This is a genomic window from Herbidospora solisilvae, assembly GCF_009901565.1.
GTDB lineage: Bacteria > Actinomycetota > Actinomycetes > Streptosporangiales > Streptosporangiaceae > Herbidospora > Herbidospora solisilvae.
In genome coordinates this window covers 291,019-314,943 of the sequence record NZ_WXEW01000003.1, presented here as the reverse complement: position 1 = coordinate 314,943, position 23,925 = coordinate 291,019, and the positions used below count along the sequence as shown (strand labels likewise).

Below are 23,925 nucleotides of genomic sequence, written 5' to 3'. Positions count from 1 at the left end.
CACCCGGGGAGTGGCATCTCCGGCTAACTGAATACGTGGCAGCGTGATCGGCGCGCGCGCTTTGCCTGACTGTCTCCCTCCTGTCAGGAAAGGTCTCTCATGCCTTTTCGAAGGCTGGCCAAGGTTCTCCTCTTGGCCGCTGCCCTCGTGCTGCCTTTGACGCCGCCGGTGGCCGCGCACGCCCAGGCGCAGGCCGCCGCAGCGGCGGCTGATCCCGAGTTCAAGATCCTCGTCTTCTCCAAGACGACCGGTTTCCGGCACGACTCGATCCCCGACGGCATCGCCGCGATCCAGAAGCTCGGCACGGAGAACAACTTCGCCGTCGACGCCACCGAGAACAGCGCGGCCTTCACCGACGCCAACCTCGCGCAGTACGCGGCGGTCGTCTTCCTGTCGACCACCGGCGACCCGCTGAGCAACGCGTCCGAGCGGGAGGCCCTGGAGAAGTACATCCAGGGCGGCGGCGGTTTCGCGGGCATCCACTCGGCCTCCGACACCCACTACAACTGGGAGTGGTACGGCAAGCTGGTCGGCGGCTACTTCAAGTCCCACCCGGCCACCCAGCAGGCCACCCTCAGGACCGAGGACCCGGCCCACCCGTCCACGGCGCACCTGCCGACGACCTGGACCCGGGTCGACGAGTGGTACGACTACCAGACCAACCCGCGCAGCACCGTGCACGTGCTCCAGTCGCTCGACGAGAAGTCCTACACCGGCGGCACGATGGGGATCGACCACCCGATCTCCTGGTGCCAGGACTACGACGGCGGCCGCTCCTGGTACACCGGCCTCGGCCACACCAAGGAGAGCTTCGTCGAGGCCAACTTCACCAAGATGCTGCTCGGCGGCATCCGCACGGCGGCGGGCGTCGAGAAGGCCGACTGCGCGGCCTCGCAGAGCTCCAGCTTCGAGAAGGTCACCCTCGACGACAACACCTCGAACCCGATGATGCTGGACGTCGCCAAGGACGGCCGCGTCTTCTACATCGACCGCCTCGGTGACTTCCGCATCATCAAGCCCAGCGGCGCCACCGTCACGGCCGCCCGGTTCAACGTCTACACCGCCAACGAGGCCGGCCTCATGGGCCTGGTGCTGGACACGAACTTCGCCACCAACGGCTGGGTGTACGTCTACTACTCCCCCGCCGGCGTCAACGTCGACCGCCTGAGCCGTTTCACGGTCACCGGCGACACCCTCGACCTGGCGAGCGAGGTCCAGGTCCTCAACATCCCGGTCCAGCGCGCCGAGTGCTGCCACCACGGCGGCGGCCTGGCGATCGACCACAAGACCGGCGACCTGTGGCTGACCACGGGCGACAACACCAACCCGTTCGCCTCCGACGGCTACACGCCGATCGACGAGCAGGCCGGCCGCGCCGCCTGGGACGCCCAGCGCACCGCGGGCAACACCAACGACCTGAGCGGCAAGGTCCTGCGCATCCGCCCGCAGGCCGACGGCACGTACACGATCCCCGAGGGCAACCTGTTCCCCCCGGGTACCGCCCAGACCCGTCCCGAGATCTACGCGATGGGCTTCCGCAACCCGTTCCGCGTGGGCTTGGACGCCAAGACCGGCCTGCTCATGGTGGCCGACTACGGCCCCGACGCGGGCGCCGCCAACCCCAACCGCGGCCCGCAGGGCACCGTGGAGTGGAACCTCGTCAGCAAGCCGGGCAACTACGGCTGGCCGTACTGCGTGGGCGGCAACACGCCGTACATCGACTACAACTTCGGCACCCGGGTGTCCGGCCAGGCGTTCAACTGCACCAACCTGGTCAACAACTCGCCGAACAACACGGGCCTGACCAACCTCCCGCCCGCGATCCCGGCGAACATCCACTACGTCAGCCAGACCAACCCGAACAGCTTCCCCGAGCTGAACGGCGGCGCCCCCATGGCGGGGCCGGTCTACCGCTTCGACCCGGCGATCGAGTCGGACCGCAAGTGGCCGGCCTACTGGGACGGCAAGGCGATCATGGGTGAGTGGAACACGAACAAGATGTTCTCGTTCCTGCTCGACGAGCCCGGCACCAGCCAGGTCAAGATCAACCAGATCCTCGGCTCGATGGCGTTCAAGCGGCCGATGGACATCAAGTTCGGCCCCGACGGCGCGCTCTACCTGATCGAGTGGGGCTCCGGCTTCGGCGGCGACAACGCCGACTCCGGCATCTACCGCATCGACTACGTGAAGGGCACCCGCCCGCCGATCGCCCGGATCACGGCCGACAAGACCGACGGCCCGGCCCCGCTGGCCGTGCAGTTCTCCAGCCAGGGCTCCAGCGACCCCGACGGCAAGCCGCTGACCTACGCCTGGGACTTCGACGGGAACGGCTCGACCGACTCGACGGAGCAGCACCCGAGCCACACCTACACCCAGGCCGGCCAGTTCAGCGCCGTGCTCACGGTGACCAACCCCGACGGTCTGACCGGCACCGCCAACCTGCCGATCAACGCGGGCAACACCCGCCCGACCGTCACCCTCGACCTGCCCCCGAACGGCGGCTTCTTCGAGTTCGGCGACCAGGTGAACTACAAGATCACCGTCACCGACCCCGAGGACGGCACGATCGACTGCGACGACGTCAAGATCCAGGCCTACCTGGGTCACGACAGCCACGGTCACCCGCTCGACCAGCACGAGGGTTGTTCGGGCACCATCCAGACCCTGACCGACAGCGGTCACGGGATCGACGACAACCTCTTCTACATCCTTGAGGCGACGTACGCCGACAAGGGCGGCCAGGGCGGTTCGCAGTCGCTGACCGGCCGGGCCGAGGTCATCCTCCAGCCCAAGCGCAAGCAGGCCGAGCACTTCTCGGGCACCGGCCGCGTCGCCGACGGCGTGGGCACCGACGCCCCGGGCGTGCAGATCGAGAACACCGGCGACACCCAGGGCGGCAACCAGAACATCGGGTTCACCCAGGACGGCGACTGGTTCTCCTTCACCCCGATCAACCTGGGCGGCATCTCCCAGATCCGGTTCCGCACGGCCTCGGCCGGCGTGGGCGGCACCGTGCTCGTGAAGACCGGCAACCCGGACGACGGCCCGGTGGTCGGCCAGATCGACATCACCCCGACGGGGGCGTGGCAGACGTACAAGGACGTCACGCTGACCCTGAACAGTGCTCCGGCGACGACCGGGCCGCTGTTCTTCGTGCTGCGCAAGCCGGCGAGCGCGGCGGCGGGTGACTCGCTGCTCAACTTCAACTGGATCGACTTCATCGGCAAGGGCGTCACCGAGAACCAGCGCCCCGCCGTGACGGTCACGGCCAGCCCGCTGTCGGGCACGGCTCCGCTGAAGGTCGACTTCACCGCCACGGCGACCGATCCCGATGGGGACACGCCGCTGACGTACAAGTGGAACTTCGGGCCGACGACCGCGACGGCGAGCAACACCTACGCGGCCCCCGGCACGCACACCGCCTCGGTGACCGTGACCGACGCCCGCGGCGCGGCCACCACCGCGTCGGTGGCCATCAGGGTGGACGCCGTCACCAGCACGTGCTTCTCGGGTCGTTCCGACGACTTCCTGGGCACGTCGCTCAACCGTGACCGCTGGTCGGTCATCCGCGAGGACCAGAACCTGCGGGTCCAGGACGGCAAGGTCATCCTGCCGACCTCGCTGACCGACATCTACGGCACCAACAACACGGGCACCCCGAACATCGTGCTCCAGCCCGCGCCGCAGGGCGCGTGGACGGCCACCGCGAAGTTCACCATGGACGCCCGTAACCAGTATCAGCAGGCGGGCCTGCTCATCTACGGCGACGACGACAACTACGCCAAGATGGTGCTCCAGGCGCGCGGCGCGAACGACCACGCCAACCGCGTGTTCCAGTTCATCCGCGAGGAGAACGGCGTGCCGAACGAGGTCGCCGCCAGCAACTCGCCCACCCTCGGCGACGCCTACTCCGACACCGTCTACGTGCGGTTCGTCAGCGACGGCGCCAACATCACCGCGCACTACTCGCAGGACGGCGCGACCTTCACCGCGATGACGCAGACCAAGTCGCTGGCCGGGATCACCAACCCGCGCATCGGCCTGGTCTCGCTGGCCGGTTCGGGCACCCGCCCGATCGTCGACGCCGCCTTCGACTGGTTCCACATCACCCCCGACGACAAGGCCGTCAAGCCGGGCCCGAACGACGAGTTCGACGGCACCGCGCTCGACGTCTGCCGGTGGAACGCGGTCGTCCGCCCGGACGCCGCCACCCACCGCGTCGCCGGCGGCAACCTGGAGATCGACACCGCGCAGGGTGACATCTACGGCACGGCCAACACCGCGCCGAAGAACTTCATCCTCCAGACCGCGCCCTCGGGCGACTGGACCCTGGAGACCAAGCTCGACGGCTCGGCGTTCAACGAGCAGTACCACCAGGGTGGTCTGATCGTGCACGTCGACGACGACAACTACGTGAAGTTCGACTTCCTCACCGACAACACGGCCGGCTCGGCGGTCACCCGCCGCATCGAGCTGCGCAGCGAGGTCGGCGGTTCGGTGCAGAACCCGCAGCCCGGCGCGAACAACCTCACCCAGGGCGTCTGGTACCTGCGCCTGCAGAAGACCGGCACCACCTTCCGCGGTTCCTACTCGGCCGACGGCACCACCTGGACGAACATCGCCGAGGCCGTGACCAACACGGCGGTCGGCGCGGGCCGGATCGGCCTGTTCGCCCTGGGCGCCAACCAGACGGCGGCGAAGCCGGCCAAGTTCGACTACTTCAAGGTGACCCAGCCGAGCAGCGACACCACCGCCCCGGCCACGACCGCGACGCCGAACCCGGCGCTCCCGGCCAGCGGCTGGTTCACCAGCCTGGTCCAGGTGGCGCTGGCCGCCACCGACGACGCCGGCGGCAGCGGTGTGGAGAAGAGCGAGTTCCAGCTCGACGGCGGCGCGTGGACGACGTACGTCGAACCGGTCGTGGTGACCGGCGACGGCCCGCACACGCTGAACTACCGGTCGGTCGACAAGGCCGGCAACGTCGAGCCGGCCAGGTCGCTGGCCCTGAAGGTCGACGCGACCACCCCCCTGACCACGGCGGACTTCCTGCCGGGGAACCAGGTGGCGCTGGCCGCGACCGACGCCACCTCGGGCGTGGAGAAAATCGAGTACAGCCTCGACGGCGGCGACTGGACGACCTACACCGCCGCGGTCGCCGTGACCGGCGTGGGCGACCACGAGCTCCGCTACCGGGCGATCGACAAGGCCGGCAACGTCGAGGAGACCAAGGCCGCGACGATCACGATCGAGGACACCGAGCCGACCATCGTGATCACCGGGATCGAGGGCGGCGGCGCCTACGGTGACGGCTCCGACGTGACGATCGCCTGGGAGGTGGCGGGCGCCGGCGTCAAGACGGTGACCGGCACGCTCGACGGCCAGCCGTACGTCTCGGGCTCGATCCAGCCGCTCCACAAGCTCGCCCTGGGCGAGCACATCCTCCTGGTGACCGTCACGACCGAGGCCGGCGGGACGTACACCAAGGAGGTCAGGTTCACGACCACGACCTCGACCGACGACATCTCGCTCCTGATCGAGCGGTTCCAGGCAGCCGGGAAGCTCTCGGCGACCGGGGCCGCGAAGCTCCAGGACGACATCGCGAAGGTCATGGTGTCGGAGGACAAGGGCCGCGACCGCGACAAGCCGAAGATCATCAAGAAGCTTGAGCGGTTCGTCGAGGCGGTGAACGATCCCAAGATCGTCGACAACGCCGAGGCGAAGGCGACCTTCCTCCGGGACGCCGCGGCCCTGATCGAGTACTACAGCTAGTCCAAGCCGGGGCGCCTCTTCGGAGGCGCCCCGGTCTTCTCATGCGGAGTACACGTGGTCGCTGATGAGCCGGGCGGCGCCCACCACACCCGCGACGTCCTCCAGCTCCGACAACACGATCGGCAGGTTGCCGGTCGCCAGCGGCAGCGACCGCCGGTAGACGACGCTGCGGATCTCGGCCAGCAGGATGTGCCCCAGGCGGGCCACCCCGCCCGCGATGATCACCAGGCCGGGGTTGAAGAAGCTGACGAGCCCGGCGAGCACCTGGCCGACCCGGCGCCCGCCGTCCCTTATCAGCTGGATGGCCACCGGATCGCCCTGCGCGGCGGCCATGGCGACGTCTTCGGCGGTCACCGACCCCGTGGCGGCCAGGCGCGCGGCCAGATGGGGTGAGGTCCCGTTGCGGGCGGCCGACTCGGCCTGGGCGGCCAGCGCGGAGCCGCCGAAGTAGGCCTCCAGGCAGCCGATGTTGCCGCACGGGCAGAGCGGCCCGTCTTCGTCGACCATCATGTGGCCGATGTCTCCGGCGCTGCCGGACACGCCCCGGTAGATCCGGCCGTCGACCACGATGCCGCAGCCGACCCCGGTGCCGATCTTGACCAGCAGGAAGTCGTCGACCTGGCGGGCGACTCCGGCGTGCAGCTCGCCGAGCGCCATCAGGTTCACGTCGTTGTCGAGCATCGCGGGGCACGCGAGTTCCTGGCTGACCGTCTCGCGCAGCGGGTAGCGGTTCCAGCCGGGCATGATCGGCGGCACCACCGGCACGCCCTCGGCGAAGCTCACCGGCCCCGGCACGCCGATGCCGGCCCCGTTGAGCTGCCGGTAGAGCCCCTGCTCCCGGAGTTTCCCGACGAGGTCGAAGACCCGGTCGAGCACCGGGGCGGGGCCGTTCCTTATGTCGATCGGCTCGCTGACGTGGCCCAGCACGTTGAGCTCCCCGTCGGTGACGGCGACGTCGACCGAGGTGGCGCCGATGTCGATGGCCGCGAAACGGGTGGTGGCCGACAACCTGACGAGGCCGGACCGCCGGCCGCCCCGCGACTCGGCGAAGCCGTCGGGTTCGGCCAGGTCGAGCTCGATCAGGCGGTCGAGCTCGGCGTTGAGCTTGGACCGTGACATCCCGTCGGAGGTGAGGTCGTTGAGCTGGGCTCGGGACCTGGGCCCGTCGCGGAGAAGGCGCAGCAGCGCGGCCTGGTGCGGGTTCTCCGGGCGGTTGGTCTTCACGGGAAAAAACTACCTCACAAGCTACTTTCGTCTGAAAAATCAAAAGATTAGTTGGACCGTACGTAACTTCTAGACCATGTCCCCGAAACAATTTACGCTTCGATCGAGTCAAGTCCGCCTTAAGGATGCACATGAAACACCGCCGCAGGTGGCTGATCGCCACCGCATCACTGCTTCTCCTGTCGGGCGTCACCGCCGTCCCCGCACAGGCCCACACCATCAACGCGACCGACTTCCAGCAGGTCACCCTCGCCAAGGGCGAGCCCGAGATGGGTGAGCCGATGTCGCTCGCCGTGTTACCCGACCGCTCGGTCCTGCACACGGCCCGCAACGGCACCCTGCGGCGGACCGACGCCGCGGGCAACACCTCCGTCATCGGCACGCTGCCGGTCTACACCCACGACGAAGAAGGCCTGCAGGGCGTCGCCGTCGACCCCGGCTTCGCCACCAACCGGCACATCTACCTCTACTACGCGCCGCCGCTGAGCACCCCGTCCGGCGACGCCCCCGCCTCCGGAACCGCCGCCACCTGGACGACGTGGACCGGCGTGAACCGCCTGTCCCGGTTCACGCTCAACGCCAACTTCACCCTCAACATGGGCAGCCAGGTCAACGTCCTGGACGTGCCCGCCAACCGCGGCATGTGCTGCCACGTCGGCGGCGACATGGACTTCGACGCGGCCGGCAACCTCTACCTGTCGACGGGTGACGACACCAACCCGTTCGAGTCGGCCGGCTACTCGCCGATCGACGAGCGGACCGAGCGCAACCCCGCCTACGACGCCCAGCGCAGCGCCGGCAACACCAACGACCTGCGCGGCAAGATCCTGCGCATCAAGGTGAACGCCGACGGGACCTACTCGATCCCGTCGGGCAACCTGTTCGCCCCGGGCACCGCGGGCACCCGTCCCGAGATCTACGCGATGGGCTTCCGCAACCCGTTCCGGATCAGCGTCGACAAGGCCACGGGCATCGTCTACGTCGGCGACTACGGCCCCGACGCGGGCTCCACCAGCTCGACCCGGGGTCCCTCGGGCCAGGTCGAGTTCAACCGGGTCACCAGCCCCGGCAACTACGGCTGGCCGTACTGCACCGGCACGAACACCACGAGCGAGACGTACAACGAGTGGAACTTCGCCACCAACTCGACCGGTGCGAAGTTCAACTGCGCGGGGCAGCCGACCAACAACTCCTTCCGCAACACCGGCCTCCAGACGCTGCCGCAGCCGCGCCCGGCCTGGATCCGCTACGGCGGTGACGCGGGCACGCCCGCCGCGTTCGGCGGCGGCAGCGAGTCGCCCATGGGCGGCCCGGTCTACCGCTACAGCGCCTCCAACACCTCGGCCACGAAGTTCCCGCAGTCGTTCGACGGCCAGTTCTTCGCCACCGAGTTCGGCCGCGGCTGGGTCAAGCCCATCCACGTCAACACCGACGGGTCGGTCGGCACGATCGACACCTTCCCGTGGAACGGCAAGCAGGTCATGGACTCGGCGTTCGGCCCCGACGGCGCCTACTACGTGCTCGACTACGGCACCGGCTACTTCAACGGCGACGCCAACAGCGCCCTCTACCGCTACGACTACGTCGGCGGCGGCAACCGCGCCCCGAACGCCGTGGCGAGCGCCAACCGGACCTCGGGCGCCTCCCCGCTCGCCGTGACGTTCTCCTCGGCGGGCTCCAGCGACCCCGAGGGCGGCGCGCTGACCTACTCGTGGGCGTTCGGCGACGGCACCACGTCGACGGCGGCCAACCCGACCAAGACCTACAGCACCAACGGCACCTACACGGCCACGCTGACCGTGCGCGACCCGCAGGGCGCGACCGGCACCGCGAGCGTCGTGATCAGCGTCGGCAACACCGCCCCGACCGTGACGATCAACCTGCCGGCCTCCGGCCAGCTCGCCTCCTTCGGCGACAGCGTGCCGTGGAGCGTCACCGTCACCGACCCCGAGGACGGCACGGTCGCCTGCTCGCGGGTGACCATGACCTACCTGCTCGGCCACGACCAGCACGCCCACCAGATCACCGCGCAGAACGGCTGCTCGGGCACGATCACCATCCCGGTCGACGGCGAGCACGACGACGCGGCCAACATCTTCCCGATCTTCGACGCGTCCTACACCGACAACGGCGGCCTGACCACCCACACCCAGCACCTGCTCCAGCCGCGCAAGCGCCAGGCCGAGCACTACAAGACCTCGTCGGGCGTCGCGCCGATGACCAAGACGACCGCCGACGGCGGCCGGACGGTCGGCGACATCCACAACGGCGACTGGATCCAGTTCGACCCGTACAAGCTCGACAACGTGACCTCGTTCACCGCCCGGGTCTCCTCGGCCGGGATCGGCGGCACCCTCCAGTTCCGCACCGGCTCGGCGACCGGCCCGATCATCGGGCAGGCGGCCGTCGCGCCGACCGGCGGCTGGGAGACCTTCGTCAACGTCACCGGCACGATCTCAGGCGCGCCGTCGACCGCGACCTCGCTCTACGTGACCTTCGCCGGCACCGGCACCGGGGCCCTGTTCGACCTCGACAGCTTCACCTTCGCGACCGGCACCCCGCCCGCCGGCGGTCGCGTCACCGGTCTGGGCGGCAAGTGCCTCGACGTCCGGGGCGGCACCGCCACCGACGGCACCCAGGTGCAGATCTACACGTGCAACGGCTCGGCGGCCCAGACGTGGACCCGTACCGGACAGACCTTCCGGGCCCTCGGCAAGTGCCTCGACGTCTCGGGCGCCAGCACCGCCAACGGCGCGAAGATCCAGATCTACACGTGCAACGGCACCAACGCCCAGAACTGGACGGTGAACAGCGACGGCACGATCCGCAACGTCGGATCGGCCAAGTGCCTCGACGTGACGGGTAGCAGCACCGCCGACAGCACCGTCGTGTCCCAGCAGACCTGCACCGCGGCCGCGAACCAGAAGTGGACGGTTTCCTGATGCGGAAGTTACTGACGGCAGCCGGGGCCATCGCCCTGGCCGCCACCACCCTGACGGCGTCACCGGCCCAGGCCGCCGACGCCCCCTACGACGTGCTCGTCTTCTCCAAGACGGCCGGCTTCCGGCACGACTCGATCGCGGTCGGCACCCAGGCCATCCGCGACCTGGGCGCGGCCAACAGCTTCACGGTGACCGCCACCGAGGACGCCGCCGCCTTCACGACGGCCAACCTCGCCCAGTACGAGACGGTGGTGTTCCTCAACACGACCGGTGACGTGCTGAACGCCACCCAGCAGACGGCGTTCGAGAGCTACATCCGCGGCGGCGGCGGCTACGTCGGCGTGCACGCGGCGGCCGACACCGAGTACGCCTGGCCGTTCTACAACACGCTGGCGGGCGCCTACTTCGCCAGCCACCCGGCGATCCAGCAGGTGACCTCGCGGACCGAGAACCGGGCCCACCCGGCGACCGCCCACCTGCCGTCGGCGTGGACCCGCACCGACGAGCTGTACAACTACCAGACCAACCCGCGCTCGACCGCCCGGGTCCTGGCCACGCTCGACGAGTCGACCTACTCCGGCGGCTCGATGGGCGCCGACCACCCGATCACGTGGTGCAAGGGCATCGACAACGGCCGCTCCTTCTACACGGGCTTCGGCCACACCCAGTCGACGTACGCCGAGGCGGGCTTCCGCAGCCAGCTCCTCGGCGGCATCCGGTACGCCGCCAAGCGCGCCGACGCCGACTGCCGCCCCGAGACGGGCTACACGACGCTCTACAACGGCTCGACCACGGGCTGGTCGCAGTCGGGACCGGGCAGCTTCTCCAACTCCGACGCGACCCTGTCGTCCGTCGGCGGCATGGGCCTGTTCTGGTACAACGCCAAGCAGTACACCAGCTACTCGCTCAAGGCCGACTGGCGGCTCACCGGCGACAGCAACTCGGGCATCTTCATCGGTTTCCCGAACCCCGGCGGCGACCCCAACATCGCCGTCAACCAGGGCTACGAGATCCAGATCGACGCCACCGACACGGCCGACCGCACCACCGGCTCGATCTACGGCTTCAAGTCGGCCGACATCGCCGCCCGCGACGCCAACCTGAACCCGCCGGGCGAGTGGAACACCTACGAGCTGCTGGTCGAGGGCCAGCGCGTCCGGGTCTACCTGAACGGCGTGCTGATCAACGACTTCACCAACACCGACGCCGCGCGCAACCTCGACGGCTACATCGGCCTCCAGAACCACGGCTCCGGCGACCAGGCGTCGTTCCGCAACGTCCGGATCAAGGAGCTGGGCGGGCAGCCGACCTGCGACGTGCGCGTGCACGCCGAGTCGTTCACCTCGGTGAACGGCGCCCAGGCCTTCACCAAGGCCGGCGCCAACAACGGCCAGACCCTCGGCTACATCGAGCCGGGCGACTGGGCGGGCTACAACAACATCACCGTCGGCGGCGCGACCGCGATCCGGGCCCGCGTCGTCTCCGGCGGCAACGGCGGCCAGATCCAGGTCCGCACCGGCTCCCAGACGGGCCCGATCCTGGGCACCCTGACGGTCCCGAACACCGGAAGCTGGGACACCTACGCCGACGTGCTCGCCCCCCTGAGCGGCGTCCCGTCGGGCACGGCGAACATCTTCCTGACCTTCACCGGCACGGGCACCGGCCTGTTCGACGTCGACGACTTCACCTTCCTCAGGCCCTGTACGCCGACCGTCACCAACCTCGCCCTGAACAAGCCGGCCACGGCATCGAGCGTGGAGGCGGCCGCCTACCCGGCCTCGGCCGCGGTCGACTCCTCGGCCACGACGAGGTGGGCCAGCGCCTTCGCCGACCCGCAGTGGATCCAGGTCGACCTGGGCCAGACGTACACGATCAACCGGGTCCGCCTGCTGTGGGAGGCGGCCTACGGCTCGGCGTACCAGATCCAGACCTCCACCAACGGATCGACCTGGACCACGGCCAGATCGGTGACCGGCGGCAACGGCGGCGAGGACGACAACACGGGCCTGAACAACCAGGCCAGGTACGTCCGCATCTATGGCACGACCCGAGGCACGGCCTGGGGCTACTCGCTCTTCCAGTTCGAGGTCTACGGCAGCTAGGCAACATTTAAAAAGGGGGCGCCGGGCGACCGGCGCCCCCTTTTCCGTGCGACCGATTCACCACGACCCCAGCGACCATCTCACCGCGCCTGGATCAGGCCTGTCATATAACGCCAGGTCACTGGGTATCTGAAAAGAAGTTCGCGGCTTTTGTCACAACTTCAGGCTCTCCCCTGTCCTAGCTGACGTCCGGCAACGAAAGAAGGGGAAGGCAATGAAGATCGTCGTCATCGGGGGCACCGGGTTGATCGGGTCCAGGCTGATCGAGAAGCTGGAGGAGCACGGTCACCAGGGGGTCGCCGCCGCGCCCAGCACGGGGGTGAACACCCTCACCGGTGAGGGGCTGGCCGAGGTGATGGAGGGCGCCGACGTCGTGGTCGACGTGTCGAACTCGCCGTCCTGGAAGCGGGAGGACGTGTGGAACTTCTTCACCACGTCCACCTCGAACCTCCTTGAGGCCGAGAAGGCCGCCGGGGTCGGGCACCACGTCGCCCTCTCGATCGTCGGGAGCGAGCGGCTGCCGGACAACGACTACTTCCGGGCCAAGATCGCCCAGGAGAAGCTCATCGAGGGCGCGGGGGTGCCCTACTCGCTCGTCCACGCCACCCAGTTCTTCGAGTTCGTCAAGGGCATCGCCGACGAGGCGACCCGCGACGACGGCGTGCACGTCGCGCCGGTCCGGTTCCAGCCCATCGCGGCGGCGGAGGTGTCGCTGAACGTCGCCAAGGTGGCCGTCGGCGCGCCGCTGAACGGGCGGCTGGAGATCGCCGGGCCCGACCAGTACCAGATGGACGAGTTCATCGGCGAGGCGCTCAAGGCCCTCGGCGACCCGCGCACGGTCGTGACCGACGTCCATGCCCGCTATTTCGGCAGTGAGCTGGAGCAGCGCACGCTCGTGCCCGGGGACGGGGCGACCCTCGGCCGGATCGGCTATTTCGACTGGCTCAAGGACAACCAGGGGAAGTGATCACATGTCCGAAGCATGGAAGACCGCGCTGACGGTGCTCCAGGAGGTCGACCCTCCGTTCATCCCGGAGGGGGCGCACGCCTCGACCATCGTCATCGAGTATCCGCCCGGCGACCCCGGAACTCCGCCCCACCGTCACTCGGGCCCGGCCTTCGGCTACGTCATCGAGGGCGAGATGCGGTTCGAGCTGCAGGGGCAGCCGGTCAGGATCGTCAAGGCCGGCGAGGTCTTCTGGGAGCCGGGCGGCGACCCCATCCACTTCCAGGACGGCAACGCCCGCGACGACATGCGGCTGAAGTTCACCGTCACGATGTTCTGCGCTCCGGGCACGCCGATGCTCACCTTCGTCGAACAGGACGAACTCGACCGCCTGGGATGGTCGCGATGAACGAGGAATTCCTGGAGGCCGAACTGGCCATGGCCGAGAACAGCCACCCGGAGGAGCTCGCCGAAGAGCCGATCACCGAGTGGTTGTACGACCCGGCCGACGCCGAACGCGAGGAGATCGGCCTCCGCGGCCTCATCGGCACCGTGGAGGTGCTCGAAGAGGACGTCATCTGGGACACCCGATGAATCCCACCGTCGTCCTGGTCCACGGCGCCTTCACCGGGTCGGGCAGCTGGAAGCGTGTCATCCGGCGGATGCACGCCAACAGGCTGCCCGTCGTCGCGGTGGCGAACCCGCTGCGCGATCTGGAGGGCGACGCCGCCTACGTCCGCGACGTGGTCGACGGCATCGGGGGGCCGGTCGTCCTGGTCGGCCACTCCTACGGCGGCATGGTGATCACCGAGGCCGTCCATCCGGCGGTGAGGGCGCTCGTGTACGTCTCGGCCTTCGCCCCGGAGACGGGCGAGAGCGCCCTGACGCTGGCGCAGAAGTTCGAGGGCGGCACCCTGGCCGAGAATCTGGTCTCCTACCCGGTCGCCACCGGCGGCGTCGAGTTCCGCATCGCCGCCGACCGGTTCCACCGGCAGTTCTGCCACGACGTCGACCCCGAGTGGGCGGCGGTGACGGCGGTGCTGCAGCGCCCGATCACCGAACGGGCGCTGACCGACCTGGCCACCAGGGCGGCCTGGCGGGAGACGCCGTCGTGGTTCGTGTACGGGGAACGCGACGCGACCATCCCGGTCGAGGCGATGCGCTTCATGGCGGAACGGGCCGGTTCCATGGGCACCAGGGAGATCTCCGGCGCCTCCCACGCGATCGCCGTCTCATGGCCCGACACGGTGACGCGGACCATCCTCGACGCCGTCACCCACGTCCGATGAAGTGAGGCTCGTGGATTCGCTGGAGAACGCCGCATCGGTCTTCACCGAGCTTCGGCCGCGCCTGTTCGGCATCGCCTACCGCATGCTGGGCAGCGCGGCCGAGGCCGAGGACGTCGTCCAGGACGTCTGGTTGCGCTGGCAGGACACCGACCGGTCGGCCGTGCAGAGCCCGCCGGCGTTCCTGGCGACGATCGCCACCCGGTTGTCGATCAACGTGGCGCGCTCGGCGCGGGCGCGGCGGGAGTCCTACATCGGGCCGTGGTTGCCCGAGCCGGTCGACACCAGCGCCGATCCCACCCTGGGGGCCGAGCGCGGGGAGGCGCTGGAGTTCGCCTTCCTGCTGCTGCTCGAACGGCTCACGCCGACCGAGCGGGCGGCCTATGTGCTGCGGGAGGCGTTCGTCTACCCGTACGAGCAGATCGCGGAGATCATCCAGGTCAGCGCGGCCAACGCGCGCCAGCTCGTGAGCCGGGCCCGCAAGCACCTGGCGGCCGGGCGGCACGAGCCCATCGACAAGACCGAGCACCGCCGCCTGCTGGAGACCTTCCTGGACGCCGCCCAGTCGGGCGACGTCGTGGCGCTGGAGCACCTGTTCGCCGAAGACGTCGTGAGCCTGACCGACGGGAACGGCGTCCGGGGCGCGGCCCGCCTGGTGATGCACGGGGTCCCGCGCGTGACCAAGTTCGTCGCCTCCTTCGCCCCCCGCTTCTGGCCCGGCGCGACGGTCACCTTCGTCGAGGCGAACGGCGCCCCGGCCGTGTTCGTCCCGGCCCGGGAGAAGACCGGCGGGGCCCTGCTCGTCCTCGACGCCTCCCGCGACGGCATCCACCAGCTGCTCTGGGTCATGAACCCCGACAAACTCGCCGGCTATTCGAAATGACCGATTCCCTGACCGAGATGCTCGACGAGCGCCGCCACCTGATCGACGTCGCGACCTGGTTGTTCGGCTCCGAGACGGCCGCCGACCAGATCGTCCAGGAGACCTACCGCCGCTGGTACGCCCTGACCGAACCCGAGCGCGCCGCGATCACCAGCCCACGGGCGTGGCTGACCCGCGTGGCCGGAGGCATCTGCCTGGAGCTCCTGGCCTCCGGCGCTCCGCACCCGCCACCCGTGACCCGGACCGCGTCCCGGCCCGGCCGCGGCCTCCTGCCGCCGGTCCGGCACGACCACGTCGCCCACCGCTTCGCCGCCGCCTGCTCCACCGGCGACGCGCCCGCGCTGCGGGCGGTGTTGTCCCCGGACGTCCTGGTCGTCAGCGACGGCGGCGGCAAGGTCCGCGCCCCGCTCGATCCCACCCACGGCGCCGAGGCCGTCACCCGGTTCCTGTCCCGGCTGCTGGCCGGGGTCGAGGCCGCCGTCGAACCGGTGAACGGGCGGACCGGCCTGGTGCTGCGGCAGAACGGGCGGGCGGTCGCGGTGGTGAGCGTCAGCGTGGCCGCGACCGACGTGACGGCGGTGTGGATCGTGCTCAACCCCGACAAACTGGAGGGCTGGCACCGGCCATGACTCTGTACGTCACGAGCGTCACCGTGACCGGCGGCAGCTCGGCCCACGGCCGGGCCACCGGCCGGGCGGTCTCGGCCGACGGCGCGCTCGACCTGGAGCTGCGGCTGCCCCGGGAACTCGGCGGAGACTCGGGCGGGCCGAACCCGGAACAGCTCTTCGCGGCCGCGTACGCGGCCTGTTTCCAGGCGGCGCTGAGCCTGGCGGCCCGGCGGCACCACCTCGACCCCTCGTCGATCAGCGTGGCGGTGACGGTGGCCTTCGGCCGCGACCCCGCCGACGACGGCTACCAGGTGCGGGCCGACCTGGCGGTCACCTGGCCGGACGCCGACCCCGACGTGGCGGCCCTTCTCGTGGCGCGGGCGGAGGCGCTCTGCCCGTACACGAAGATGAGCCCGGCGACGATCAGCCTCTCGGTCGATGAGCCCGCCTGACGGCCTGCGCCGGATCGTCCAGCAGCCCGGCGAAGCCCAGTTCCGCCCCGCCCACCAGCGTCGTGTCGTCGCCGAGTGCGGCGATGCGCAACTCCACGCGCTCCCGCGACACCGGCAGGACGTTGGCCTCGATGCGGGTGCGCACCTGCTCGGCCGAGCCCCGGTAGACGTCGCGCAGCATGCCGCCGAAGACGATCACGCCCGGGTTGAACAGGTTGATCAGGTTGGCCACCCCGACCCCCAGCCAGTCGCCGACCCGGTTGAGCGCCTCGCGGGCGGTCCGGTCGCCGCGTTCGGCGGCGTGCACGACCGAGGCGACGGCGTCGCGGCCGACGCTGCCGTGGGGCCACCCGGCCAGGTCGAGCAGGGCGCTCTCGCCGACCTCCGCCTCCAGGCAGCCCCGCGAACCGCACAGGCACGGCCGCCCGTCGAAGGGGTTCACGACCATGTGCCCGGCCTCGGCCGCGTAGCCGTCGTTGCCGCCCAGCCGCTTGCCGTCGACGATCACCCCGCCGCCCACGCCGACGTCGCCGTGCAGGTAGATGAGGTCGCGGAAGCCGATCCCGGCGCCGCGCTGGTTCTCGGCGACCGCGCCGAGGTGCGCCTCGTTGCCCACCCTGACGGGCAGGTCGAGCGGCAGCCGGCGCTCCAGCTCGGGCCCGAAGGCCTGGTCGACCCAGCCCGTCTTGGGGCCGTACCTGACGGTGCCGTCGTGGGGCCGGATCATGCCGCAGAACGAGGCCCCGACCCCCACGCAGACCGCGCCGTCGGGCACGTCGCGCAGGAGCTGCCGGGCGAACTCGGCCAGCGTGCCGACGACGTCGTCGAGGTCGGGGAACCGCCGCTGCCGCACCGCCGCCCGCCGGTCGAGGATGACGCCCCCGAGCCCGACCCGCGCCGCCACCAGCCAGTCGACCGCCACGTCGAAGGCGAGCACGAACACCTTCTCGCTCTCGGGGCTGACCACCAGCGAGGGCCGCCCGGCCTTCTGGACGTCGTCGGGCAGCTCCTCCCTGACCAGGCCCAGGGCGGCGAGCTCGGCGGTCAGCGCCATGGTCGTGCTGCGGTTCAGCCCGAACTCCTCCGTCAGCGCGGCCCGTGAGGTCGGCCCGTTGAGGTGGATGTGCCGCAGCAGCGCCCCCAGGTTCTTCATGACCTGAGTTCAGCAGATGACGTAGTCATCCCGCGACGAGTCATAGGAGCAGGAGTCGACCAGTTTGCCGGACGCGTTGTGCAGGTAGCCGGTGTCGGACGTCTGGTTCCAGATGTAGGTGAAGGTCCCCTGGCCGCTGCGCTGCCAGTAGCGGGTCGTGGCGGTGTCCTTGCCCTTGCCGGACCGCAACGTGACCGTCTTGCCGGGCTTGAGGGTGAACACGCCGAACGTGTAGACGTGGTCGGCCCGCCTGGTCTCGTCGCGGACCGTCCAGCCCTTCAGGCTGACCGCCTTCTTGGAGAAGTTCCTGAGCTGGATCCACTCGCCGTTGACGCTGCCGTTCGCGCCGTTGTCGGGCGAGCCGGGCGAGTCATAGAAAATCTTGGTGATCTGTACGGCCGGAGCCTTCGCCTGAGCCGGCTGGGCGAAGACCGCGGTGCCTAACAGCGCGACCGCGAGCACACGCTTCATGGAACGCTCCAAGAGGGAGGGGGACTTGCCGGGTTTCGAATGATATGGAGAAGTGGCCCCCGCGCCTAGAGTGACACTATGAAGATCGCGAAGAACGACACCGTCACCCGGGAAGAACTCCTCGACTTCCTGCGCCCCCGCCACCACGCGATCGTCATCACGGCCCGCCGCGACGGCCGCCCCCAGGCCTCCCCGGTCTCCTGCGGCGTCGACGCCGAGGGCCGGATCGTGATCTCGACCTACCCCGAACGCGCCAAGACCGCCAACGCCCGCCGCAACGAGCAGGTCAGCGTGATCGTCCTGTCGGACGACTGGGACGGCCCGTGGGTCCAGGTCGACGGCGACGCGGAGGTCCTCGACCTCCCGGAGGCCCTCGAACCCCTCGTGGAGTACTTCCGCTGCATCTCCGGCGAACACCCCGACTGGGACGAATACCGCGAAGCGATGATCCGCCAGGGCAAGTCCCTGCTCCGCATCACCCCGACCCGCTGGGGCCCGGTCGCGACAGGCGGCTTCCCGGCCCGCCTGGCCTGACCTCCATCCGATGGTCAGGCCAAGGGCCGCCGTCGGGTCAGTGGTGCATGGGGGCGCCCTCGCCGTGGTTGGCGGCTCGGGCCGGGAGGATGACCGCGGTGACGATCACCGCGATCGAGATCACCGCGCTGATGAGGAACGACAGGCGCATGCCGCCGAGGAGCGCGGCGTCGGCCGTGGCGCCGGCGGCGTGGAGGGTCTCGGCGCGGGCGCTCATGACCGTGATCACGAGGGCGGTGCCGATGGCCGCGGCCACCTGCTGCAGCGTGCTCAGGATCGAGCTCGCGTGGCTGTAGAGCGACGACGGGACGGCGCCCAGGCCCAGGGTGAAGACGGGGGTGAAGGTGCCGGCCAGGCCGATCATCAGCAGGGCGTGGAGGCCGAGGATCTGCCAGTAGGGCATCGTCATGGTGATCTGGGTGAAGCCGGCCAGCGACAGGGCGATCGCGACCGCTCCCGGGATCACGAGCACTCGGCCGCCGAAGCGGTCGAAGAGGCGGCCGACGGTCGGGCCGAGCAGGCCCATCGCGAGGCCGCCGGGCATCACCAGGAGGCCGGTCTGCAGGGTGGTGAGGCCGCGGATGTCCTGGAGGTAGAGCGGGAGCAGCACCATCGAGCCCAGCATCGCCATGAAGGCGACCGCCATGAGGATCAGCGAGATCGTGTAGGTGCGGTGGGTCAGCGTGCGCAGGTCGAGCAGCGGGCCGCCGCGCTTCTGCAGGCGTAGCTGCCGGAACACGAACACGGCGATCAGCACCACGCCGCCGGCGACCATCGAGCCCGCCACGGTGGCGTCGCCGCCCTCGAAGCGGCTCAGGCCGTAGACCAGGCCGCCGAAGCCGGCGGCGGCGGTGACCACGCTGAACCAGTCGATCGTGCCGACCTTGGTCTCGCCGACGTTCTTGAGCTGCCGCAGGCCGAAGTAGGTGATCAGGGCGGCGATCGGGAACACCACGGCGAACAGCAGCCGCCACGGGCCGAACTGGAGGATCACCCCCGAGACGGTCGGGCCCATGGCGGGGGCGACCGAGATGGCCAGCGAGACGTTGCCCATCACCCGGCCGCGCTCCGATTCGGGCACGACCTGCATCAGGGTCGTCATCAGCAGCGGCATCATGACCGCGGTGCCGGACGCCTGGACGATCCGCCCGGCGAGCAGCACCTCGAAGACGGGGGCCGCCGCCGCGAGAGCCGTACCGAACAGGAAGAGTCCCATAGCGGTCGTGTAGGCGACGCGGGTGGTCACCCGCTGCAGGAACCAGCCGGTGATCGGGATGACGGCCGCCATGGTGAGCATGAAGGCCGTCGACAACCACTGGGCGGTCTGCGCGGTGATCTGGAGAGCCTTCATCAACTCCGGAATGGCGTTGATCATGATGGTCTCGTTGAGAATGACCACGAACGTGGCCAGCACCAGCAGCCTGATCACGGGCGGGGTGCGACGTGGGGGTTCGGTCGCGGCTTGGGCGGGTGAGTCGAGCTGGTCAAGTTGTGGGCTGGACACGGTACCTCAATCAGGGGAACGGAAACTGAGTTGCGGCCATGGCCAGGATGGCCCGCGCCACCGACAAAACTCGTCTCGCCCACTCAGAATTCCGGAAGCCGCCTCCGGATGTCACCCGATTTTCACCCTCCTCCCCCGCGCCGCCGCCACGTTCTCGCAGCTCAACCGGGGCTTGGACAGGAAGACTGTGACGCGCGACACGTTTTCACGCGTCGCGGCGTCGGTAGGCCAGTGCGGCCACGATGAGGAGGACCGGGGTCGAGACGACGAGGGTGACCATCTCGTCCGGCAGGTACTCGTGCACGAACGGGGCCGCCACGAACAGGCCTCCCAGGAGCAGGCCGACGCCCGCGAGCGTGTGCCGGAGCAGCACCCCCACGGCCGCGCCGACCAGCGTCAGCAGGGTCAGGTACGCCGTCACCTCCGCCACCTGCCAGAGGCCGACCGGCGTGCCGAGCACGGCCAAGACGATCAACGGCCCCGACAGGGCCACGACCACGGCGGCCGGGAGGGTCACCACCGCCAGCGCGGCGTGTTTGGCCGCGAGCTGGCGCACCCGGCGCGGCATCACGGTCAGGGTGGTCCTGATCTGGCCGCCGGTGTATTCGGAGCAGGTCGCCAGCACCCCGAGGACGATGAACCCGGCCCGCGAGTAGGCCACCGGCGTGTCTCCGACGGCGATCACGAAGGTCAGCAGCACGTTCGCCGCCAGCGTCGAGCCGAGGGTCGTCCACGTCGCCGGGAGGGAGACCAGCTTCGACAGTTCCGCCCCGATCATGCGTCCCTCCGGGTGAAGACGGCCCCGGCGAGGGCCAGCAGCCCGGCCACCCAGGCCGACATGACCAGCAGGCCGAGCAGCGGGCTGATCACGACGCGGTCGTCGGCGATCTCGCCGACGAACATCCGCATCCCGGCCATGTCCGGGAAGTAGTAGGCCAGCGGGGTGACCTTGGTGAGCAGGAAGGTCACGCTCACCACCGAGGTGTTGACCAGGAGCACCGTCAGCGGGACGATCCCGTGCCGGAGCAGCACCGTGATCGCGAACGCCAGCAGCGCCGTGTACGTCCAGTAGCAGACCACCCCCGCGAGCCGCCCGGCGTCGAGGGCCGCGGCCCGCTCGGCGAGCGTGACGTGCACGATCCCCATCGTCGCCGCCGTGGCGGCGAACGCCAGCGGCACGGCGACGAGCACGACCGCCGCGGCCTTGGCCGCCAGGAAGCGCACCCGCGACGGCACCGCGGTGAGGCTGGTGGCGAGCTGCCGACCGCCGCCCGCGTCGGCCCCTTCGGTGAGGTACTCGCTGCTGACGGCCACGACCCCGAGCACGATCACGCCCATCACGCCGAACCCAAGCTCCTGGTAGCCCCGGTCGGGGCCGGGGACGCGGCTGTTGAGCAGCGCGATCCCGGCCGGCACGACCAGCGCCAGCGCCCCGGCCAGCCACACCGACGGCAACGTCCCCAGCTTGGCCAGCTCCGCCCTGACGGCCCTCATCGCCCGCTCCCCGAGGTGAGCGCGAAGAACGCGTCCTCCAGGTTCCGGTGCTCTCCGGTGACCTCGGCCAGCGTGCCCGAGGCGACGATCCGGCCGCGGTCGATCACCACGACGTCGTCGACGGTCTCGGCGAGCTCCCCCATGAGGTGGCTCGACAGCAGGACGGTCCGCCCCGACCGGGCGCGTTCGCGGAGGAAGGTCCGGACGAACCGGATGCCCTCCGGGTCGAGCCCGTTGAGCGGCTCGTCGAGGACCAGCACGGAGGGGTCGCCCAGCAGCGCCGTCGCCAGGGCGAGCCGCCGTCCCATGCCCAGCGAGTAGCCGCCCACCCGCTTGGCCGCCGCGTCGGTCAGCCCGACCAGCGCCAGCACCTCGTCGACCCGTGACAGCGGGAGCGCGGCCGACCGGGCCACCCACCGCAGGTGCGCCCGCCCGGTCCGCGACCGGTGCGCGCCCGACCCGTCGAGCACCGCCCCGACGGTCCGGACCGGGTCGGCCAGCCTCGTGTAGGGCACCCCGTCGACCAGCGCCGTGCCCGAATGAGCCCGGTCGAGGCCGAGCAGGATGCGCAACGTGGAGCTCTTGCCCGCGCCGTTGGGCCCGAGGAAACCCGTCACCCGTCCCGGCCGGGCCTCGAAGCCCACCCCGGCCAGGATCTCCTTGCCGCCCCGCCGCTTGACGAGGCCGTCGATGGTAATCACGCCGCCCAGCCAACCGGCGGGCCGCCGGAACCACATCGGACCCGGGTCGGGACCCGCGTCTCGGACCCTGGTCCGATGCGTCGCACGCGAAGGGGTTCCTACACTGCGGACGTGGTGGCGATTCCGAAACGCGAGCGGCGGGTCTGGCCTCCGATCACCGCCGTGTACGTCCTCCTGCTGCTGGTCCTGCTGTCCGCCGGGGGCGACGGGCCCGGCATGGTCATCGTGCCCGCCGTCATCGCGACGGTGGCGCTGACCACCACGGTCTGGGCGCTGATCCGGGGACGCCGCCAGCGCGCCGCCTACGAAGCCCAGCTCACCGCGTGGGCGGGCGAGCGGGCGGCCCAGGCCGAACGGCTGCGCATCGCCCGTGATCTGCACGACCTCGTCTCCCACGGCCTCGGTCTGATCACCGTCAGGGCGACCACCGCCCGCTACGTCCACGACGATCCCGACGCGGCGCTGGAGGACATCGAGCGCATCGGCCGCGAGACCACCACGGAGCTGCGCCGCATGCTCGGGGTGCTGCGCGACAACGGCGCGGCGGCGCCGCTGCGCCCGGCCGACAAGCTCAGCGACCTGCCCGGCATCGTCGGCGAGGCCGAGCGGGCCGGCCTGCGGGTCAGCCTCGACCTCGACGACGTCGGCGAGGTCAGCCCGGGAGCGCAGCTGGCGGTCTGCGCGGTCGTCCGCGAGGCGCTCACCAACACCGCCCGCCACGCCGGTCCGACCGGTGTGGCGGTCCGGGTCCACCGCGACGGCGGCTGGATCGTCGCGACCGTCCACGACGACGGGCCGGTCGACGGCTGGGTCGCCCACCCCGGCGCCGGTCACGGGCTCGACGGCCTCAGAGAACGGGTGACCACCCTCGACGCCGGGCCGGTCGACAACGGCTTCCGGGTCAGCGCCCGGGTCCCCGGGGCGTCATGACGATCCACGTGGTCATCGCCGACGACCAGCCGCTGCTGCGCCACAGCCTGGCCGCGGTGATCGGCGCCCAGCCCGACATGGCCATGGCCGGCGAGGCGGGCACCGGCGACGAGGCCGTCGCCGTCTGCGCCGCGACCCGTCCCGACGTCGTGCTCATGGACATCCGGATGCCCGGCATGGACGGCATCGAGGCCACCCGCCGCATCCTGGCGGCCGGTGACGAGGCCAGGGTCATCGTCCTGACGATGTTCGAGCTCGACGAGTACGTCAGGGCCGCGCTGCTGGCGGGCGCGAGCGGTTTCCTGCTCAAGGACGCCCACCCCGACCGCCTGCTCGACGCGATCCGCCGAGTCCACCAGGGCGAGTCGCTGCTGGCCCCGAGCGTGCTGGAGCGCCTGATCGAGTCGTACGTCAGCCGCCCCGCCCCCGCGAAGTCGGTGAAGACGCTGACCGAGCGGGAGACCGAGGTGCTCACCCTGGTCGGCCACGGCCTGTCGAACGACGAGATCGCCGCCCGCCTGACCATCTCGATCAAGACCGTGAAGACCCACATCGGCAACCTGCTGAGCAAACTGCACGCCCGCGACCGGGCGCATCTCGTCATCGCCGCCTACGAGAGCCGTCTCGTGGGTTAGCCGTCAAGAATTCCGGCACCCGCATATGGAAGCCATCAAGATCTCCTGAACCGCCCGGAAGTGCCGTTTTCCTGGACGTCGTACCGCCCGGAAAACGGAACTGAGGAGCAGTGAACAGAGATGGGTGACCTCATCTTCGTCGCCCTGACGATCGCGATCTTCGTGGTCTTCGGGTTCGTGGTGAAGGCGGTGGAGCGCCTGTGAGCGCGATCAACGCCGTCGGCCTCGCCGTGGCCATCGGCCTGGTGATCTTCATGGTCGCCGCCCTGCTGTTCCCGGAGCGGTTCTGAC

21 protein-coding genes are annotated in these 23,925 nt (G+C 70.2%); 14 read left to right on the top strand and 7 right to left on the bottom strand.

Annotated features, from left to right (window positions below; translation table 11 throughout):
• Nucleotides 1-132: 132 nt before the first annotated feature.
• Nucleotides 133-5,769 carry a ThuA domain-containing protein gene (locus GT755_RS11110; protein WP_202609896.1) on the top strand — a complete coding sequence of 1,879 codons (5,637 nt, stop codon included), beginning with the start codon at nucleotides 133-135 and terminating at the stop codon, nucleotides 5,767-5,769.
• A gap of 39 nt (nucleotides 5,770-5,808) precedes the next feature.
• On the opposite strand, the gene GT755_RS11105 is transcribed toward GT755_RS11110, so the two are convergent.
• Entirely contained in the window at nucleotides 5,809-6,993 is a 1,185-nt protein-coding gene (locus GT755_RS11105; protein ID WP_161479636.1) for an ROK family transcriptional regulator, read from the bottom strand.
• A gap of 131 nt (nucleotides 6,994-7,124) precedes the next feature.
• Between GT755_RS11105 and GT755_RS11100 the strand changes: the two genes are divergently transcribed.
• The 9 genes from GT755_RS11100 (at nucleotide 7,125) to GT755_RS11060 (ending at nucleotide 16,212) form a co-directional block, all read left to right on the top strand.
• Complete coding sequence (locus GT755_RS11100) at nucleotides 7,125-9,935, top strand: PQQ-dependent sugar dehydrogenase (RefSeq protein ID WP_202609895.1); 2,811 nt, start codon at nucleotides 7,125-7,127, stop codon at nucleotides 9,933-9,935.
• Nucleotides 9,935-12,037: a ThuA domain-containing protein gene (locus GT755_RS11095; RefSeq protein WP_161479634.1), complete on the top strand. Its 2,103-nt coding sequence runs from the start codon at nucleotides 9,935-9,937 to the stop codon at nucleotides 12,035-12,037. The genes GT755_RS11100 and GT755_RS11095 overlap by 1 nt, the downstream gene beginning before the upstream one ends.
• A 214-nt stretch (nucleotides 12,038-12,251) precedes the next feature.
• Nucleotides 12,252-13,004 carry an SDR family oxidoreductase gene (locus GT755_RS11090; RefSeq protein ID WP_161479633.1) on the top strand — a complete coding sequence of 251 codons (753 nt, stop codon included), beginning with the start codon at nucleotides 12,252-12,254 and terminating at the stop codon, nucleotides 13,002-13,004.
• 4 nt (nucleotides 13,005-13,008) lie between these two features.
• On the top strand, nucleotides 13,009-13,392 hold the full coding sequence (locus GT755_RS11085; protein ID WP_030455367.1) for a cupin domain-containing protein: 384 nt from the start codon (nucleotides 13,009-13,011) through the stop codon (nucleotides 13,390-13,392).
• Nucleotides 13,389-13,577 carry a hypothetical protein gene (locus GT755_RS11080; RefSeq protein ID WP_161479632.1) on the top strand — a complete coding sequence of 63 codons (189 nt, stop codon included), beginning with the start codon at nucleotides 13,389-13,391 and terminating at the stop codon, nucleotides 13,575-13,577. Before GT755_RS11085 ends, GT755_RS11080 begins: the two co-directional genes overlap by 4 nt.
• A complete protein-coding gene (locus GT755_RS11075; RefSeq protein ID WP_161479631.1) occupies nucleotides 13,574-14,272 on the top strand; it encodes an alpha/beta fold hydrolase in 699 nt (232 codons plus the stop codon). The genes GT755_RS11080 and GT755_RS11075 overlap by 4 nt, the downstream gene beginning before the upstream one ends.
• A gap of 10 nt (nucleotides 14,273-14,282) precedes the next feature.
• Complete coding sequence (locus GT755_RS11070; RefSeq protein ID WP_328794292.1) at nucleotides 14,283-15,152, top strand: RNA polymerase sigma-70 factor; 870 nt, start codon at nucleotides 14,283-14,285, stop codon at nucleotides 15,150-15,152.
• The gene (locus GT755_RS11065) at nucleotides 15,149-15,781 is read left to right on the top strand and encodes a sigma factor (RefSeq protein WP_161479629.1); all 633 of its coding nucleotides are present in this window, start codon (nucleotides 15,149-15,151) and stop codon (nucleotides 15,779-15,781) included. The genes GT755_RS11070 and GT755_RS11065 overlap by 4 nt, the downstream gene beginning before the upstream one ends.
• Complete coding sequence (locus GT755_RS11060; RefSeq protein ID WP_161479628.1) at nucleotides 15,778-16,212, top strand: Ohr family peroxiredoxin; 435 nt, start codon at nucleotides 15,778-15,780, stop codon at nucleotides 16,210-16,212. The genes GT755_RS11065 and GT755_RS11060 overlap by 4 nt, the downstream gene beginning before the upstream one ends.
• Here the strand turns inward: GT755_RS11060 and GT755_RS11055 are convergent.
• The gene (locus tag GT755_RS11055; protein ID WP_161479627.1) at nucleotides 16,184-17,365 is read right to left on the bottom strand and encodes an ROK family protein; all 1,182 of its coding nucleotides are present in this window, start codon (nucleotides 17,363-17,365) and stop codon (nucleotides 16,184-16,186) included. The two genes, GT755_RS11060 and GT755_RS11055, sit on opposite strands and share 29 nt — an antisense overlap.
• Nucleotides 17,366-17,374: 9 nt before the next feature.
• On the bottom strand, nucleotides 17,375-17,836 hold the full coding sequence (locus GT755_RS11050; RefSeq protein ID WP_161479626.1) for a lamin tail domain-containing protein: 462 nt from the start codon (nucleotides 17,834-17,836) through the stop codon (nucleotides 17,375-17,377).
• A gap of 78 nt (nucleotides 17,837-17,914) precedes the next feature.
• On the opposite strand from GT755_RS11050, the gene GT755_RS11045 reads away from it, so the two are divergent.
• Complete coding sequence (locus GT755_RS11045) at nucleotides 17,915-18,370, top strand: PPOX class F420-dependent oxidoreductase (RefSeq protein WP_161479625.1); 456 nt, start codon at nucleotides 17,915-17,917, stop codon at nucleotides 18,368-18,370.
• A 37-nt stretch (nucleotides 18,371-18,407) separates the two neighbouring features.
• Here GT755_RS11045 and GT755_RS11040 read toward each other — a convergent pair whose 3' ends face one another.
• From GT755_RS11040 to GT755_RS11025, 4 genes are all read right to left on the bottom strand, one after another.
• On the bottom strand, nucleotides 18,408-19,874 hold the full coding sequence (locus tag GT755_RS11040; protein ID WP_328794291.1) for an MDR family MFS transporter: 1,467 nt from the start codon (nucleotides 19,872-19,874) through the stop codon (nucleotides 18,408-18,410).
• A gap of 205 nt (nucleotides 19,875-20,079) precedes the next feature.
• On the bottom strand, nucleotides 20,080-20,652 hold the full coding sequence (locus GT755_RS11035) for a hypothetical protein (protein WP_161479624.1): 573 nt from the start codon (nucleotides 20,650-20,652) through the stop codon (nucleotides 20,080-20,082).
• Nucleotides 20,649-21,368 carry an ABC transporter permease gene (locus tag GT755_RS11030; RefSeq protein ID WP_161479623.1) on the bottom strand — a complete coding sequence of 240 codons (720 nt, stop codon included), beginning with the start codon at nucleotides 21,366-21,368 and terminating at the stop codon, nucleotides 20,649-20,651. The genes GT755_RS11035 and GT755_RS11030 overlap by 4 nt, the downstream gene beginning before the upstream one ends.
• A complete protein-coding gene (locus GT755_RS11025) occupies nucleotides 21,365-22,069 on the bottom strand; it encodes an ABC transporter ATP-binding protein (RefSeq protein WP_161479622.1) in 705 nt (234 codons plus the stop codon). The genes GT755_RS11030 and GT755_RS11025 overlap by 4 nt, the downstream gene beginning before the upstream one ends.
• A 111-nt stretch (nucleotides 22,070-22,180) precedes the next feature.
• Between GT755_RS11025 and GT755_RS11020 the strand changes: the two genes are divergently transcribed.
• From GT755_RS11020 to kdpF, 3 genes are all read left to right on the top strand, one after another.
• Entirely contained in the window at nucleotides 22,181-22,999 is an 819-nt protein-coding gene (locus tag GT755_RS11020) for a sensor histidine kinase (protein ID WP_328794290.1), read from the top strand.
• The gene (locus GT755_RS11015; RefSeq protein ID WP_161479621.1) at nucleotides 22,996-23,634 is read left to right on the top strand and encodes a response regulator; all 639 of its coding nucleotides are present in this window, start codon (nucleotides 22,996-22,998) and stop codon (nucleotides 23,632-23,634) included. The genes GT755_RS11020 and GT755_RS11015 overlap by 4 nt, the downstream gene beginning before the upstream one ends.
• A 200-nt stretch (nucleotides 23,635-23,834) precedes the next feature.
• The gene (gene kdpF, locus GT755_RS39465) at nucleotides 23,835-23,924 is read left to right on the top strand and encodes a K(+)-transporting ATPase subunit F (RefSeq protein WP_161479620.1); all 90 of its coding nucleotides are present in this window, start codon (nucleotides 23,835-23,837) and stop codon (nucleotides 23,922-23,924) included.
• Nucleotide 23,925 lies beyond the last annotated feature (1 nt).

Coding starts and splice junctions, on each gene's coding strand:
- GT755_RS11100 (WP_202609895.1), top strand. CDS start 7,125: ATGAAACACCGCCGCAGGTGGCTGATCGCCACCGCATCACTGCTTCTC.
- GT755_RS11095 (WP_161479634.1), top strand. CDS start 9,935: ATGCGGAAGTTACTGACGGCAGCCGGGGCCATCGCCCTGGCCGCCACC.
- GT755_RS11090 (WP_161479633.1), top strand. CDS start 12,252: ATGAAGATCGTCGTCATCGGGGGCACCGGGTTGATCGGGTCCAGGCTG.
- GT755_RS11085 (WP_030455367.1), top strand. CDS start 13,009: ATGTCCGAAGCATGGAAGACCGCGCTGACGGTGCTCCAGGAGGTCGAC.
- GT755_RS11080 (WP_161479632.1), top strand. CDS start 13,389: ATGAACGAGGAATTCCTGGAGGCCGAACTGGCCATGGCCGAGAACAGC.
- GT755_RS11075 (WP_161479631.1), top strand. CDS start 13,574: ATGAATCCCACCGTCGTCCTGGTCCACGGCGCCTTCACCGGGTCGGGC.
- GT755_RS11065 (WP_161479629.1), top strand. CDS start 15,149: ATGACCGATTCCCTGACCGAGATGCTCGACGAGCGCCGCCACCTGATC.
- GT755_RS11060 (WP_161479628.1), top strand. CDS start 15,778: ATGACTCTGTACGTCACGAGCGTCACCGTGACCGGCGGCAGCTCGGCC.
- GT755_RS11055 (WP_161479627.1), bottom strand. CDS start 17,365: ATGAAGAACCTGGGGGCGCTGCTGCGGCACATCCACCTCAACGGGCCG.
- GT755_RS11050 (WP_161479626.1), bottom strand. CDS start 17,836: ATGAAGCGTGTGCTCGCGGTCGCGCTGTTAGGCACCGCGGTCTTCGCC.
- GT755_RS11045 (WP_161479625.1), top strand. CDS start 17,915: ATGAAGATCGCGAAGAACGACACCGTCACCCGGGAAGAACTCCTCGAC.
- GT755_RS11035 (WP_161479624.1), bottom strand. CDS start 20,652: ATGATCGGGGCGGAACTGTCGAAGCTGGTCTCCCTCCCGGCGACGTGG.
- GT755_RS11030 (WP_161479623.1), bottom strand. CDS start 21,368: ATGAGGGCCGTCAGGGCGGAGCTGGCCAAGCTGGGGACGTTGCCGTCG.
- GT755_RS11015 (WP_161479621.1), top strand. CDS start 22,996: ATGACGATCCACGTGGTCATCGCCGACGACCAGCCGCTGCTGCGCCAC.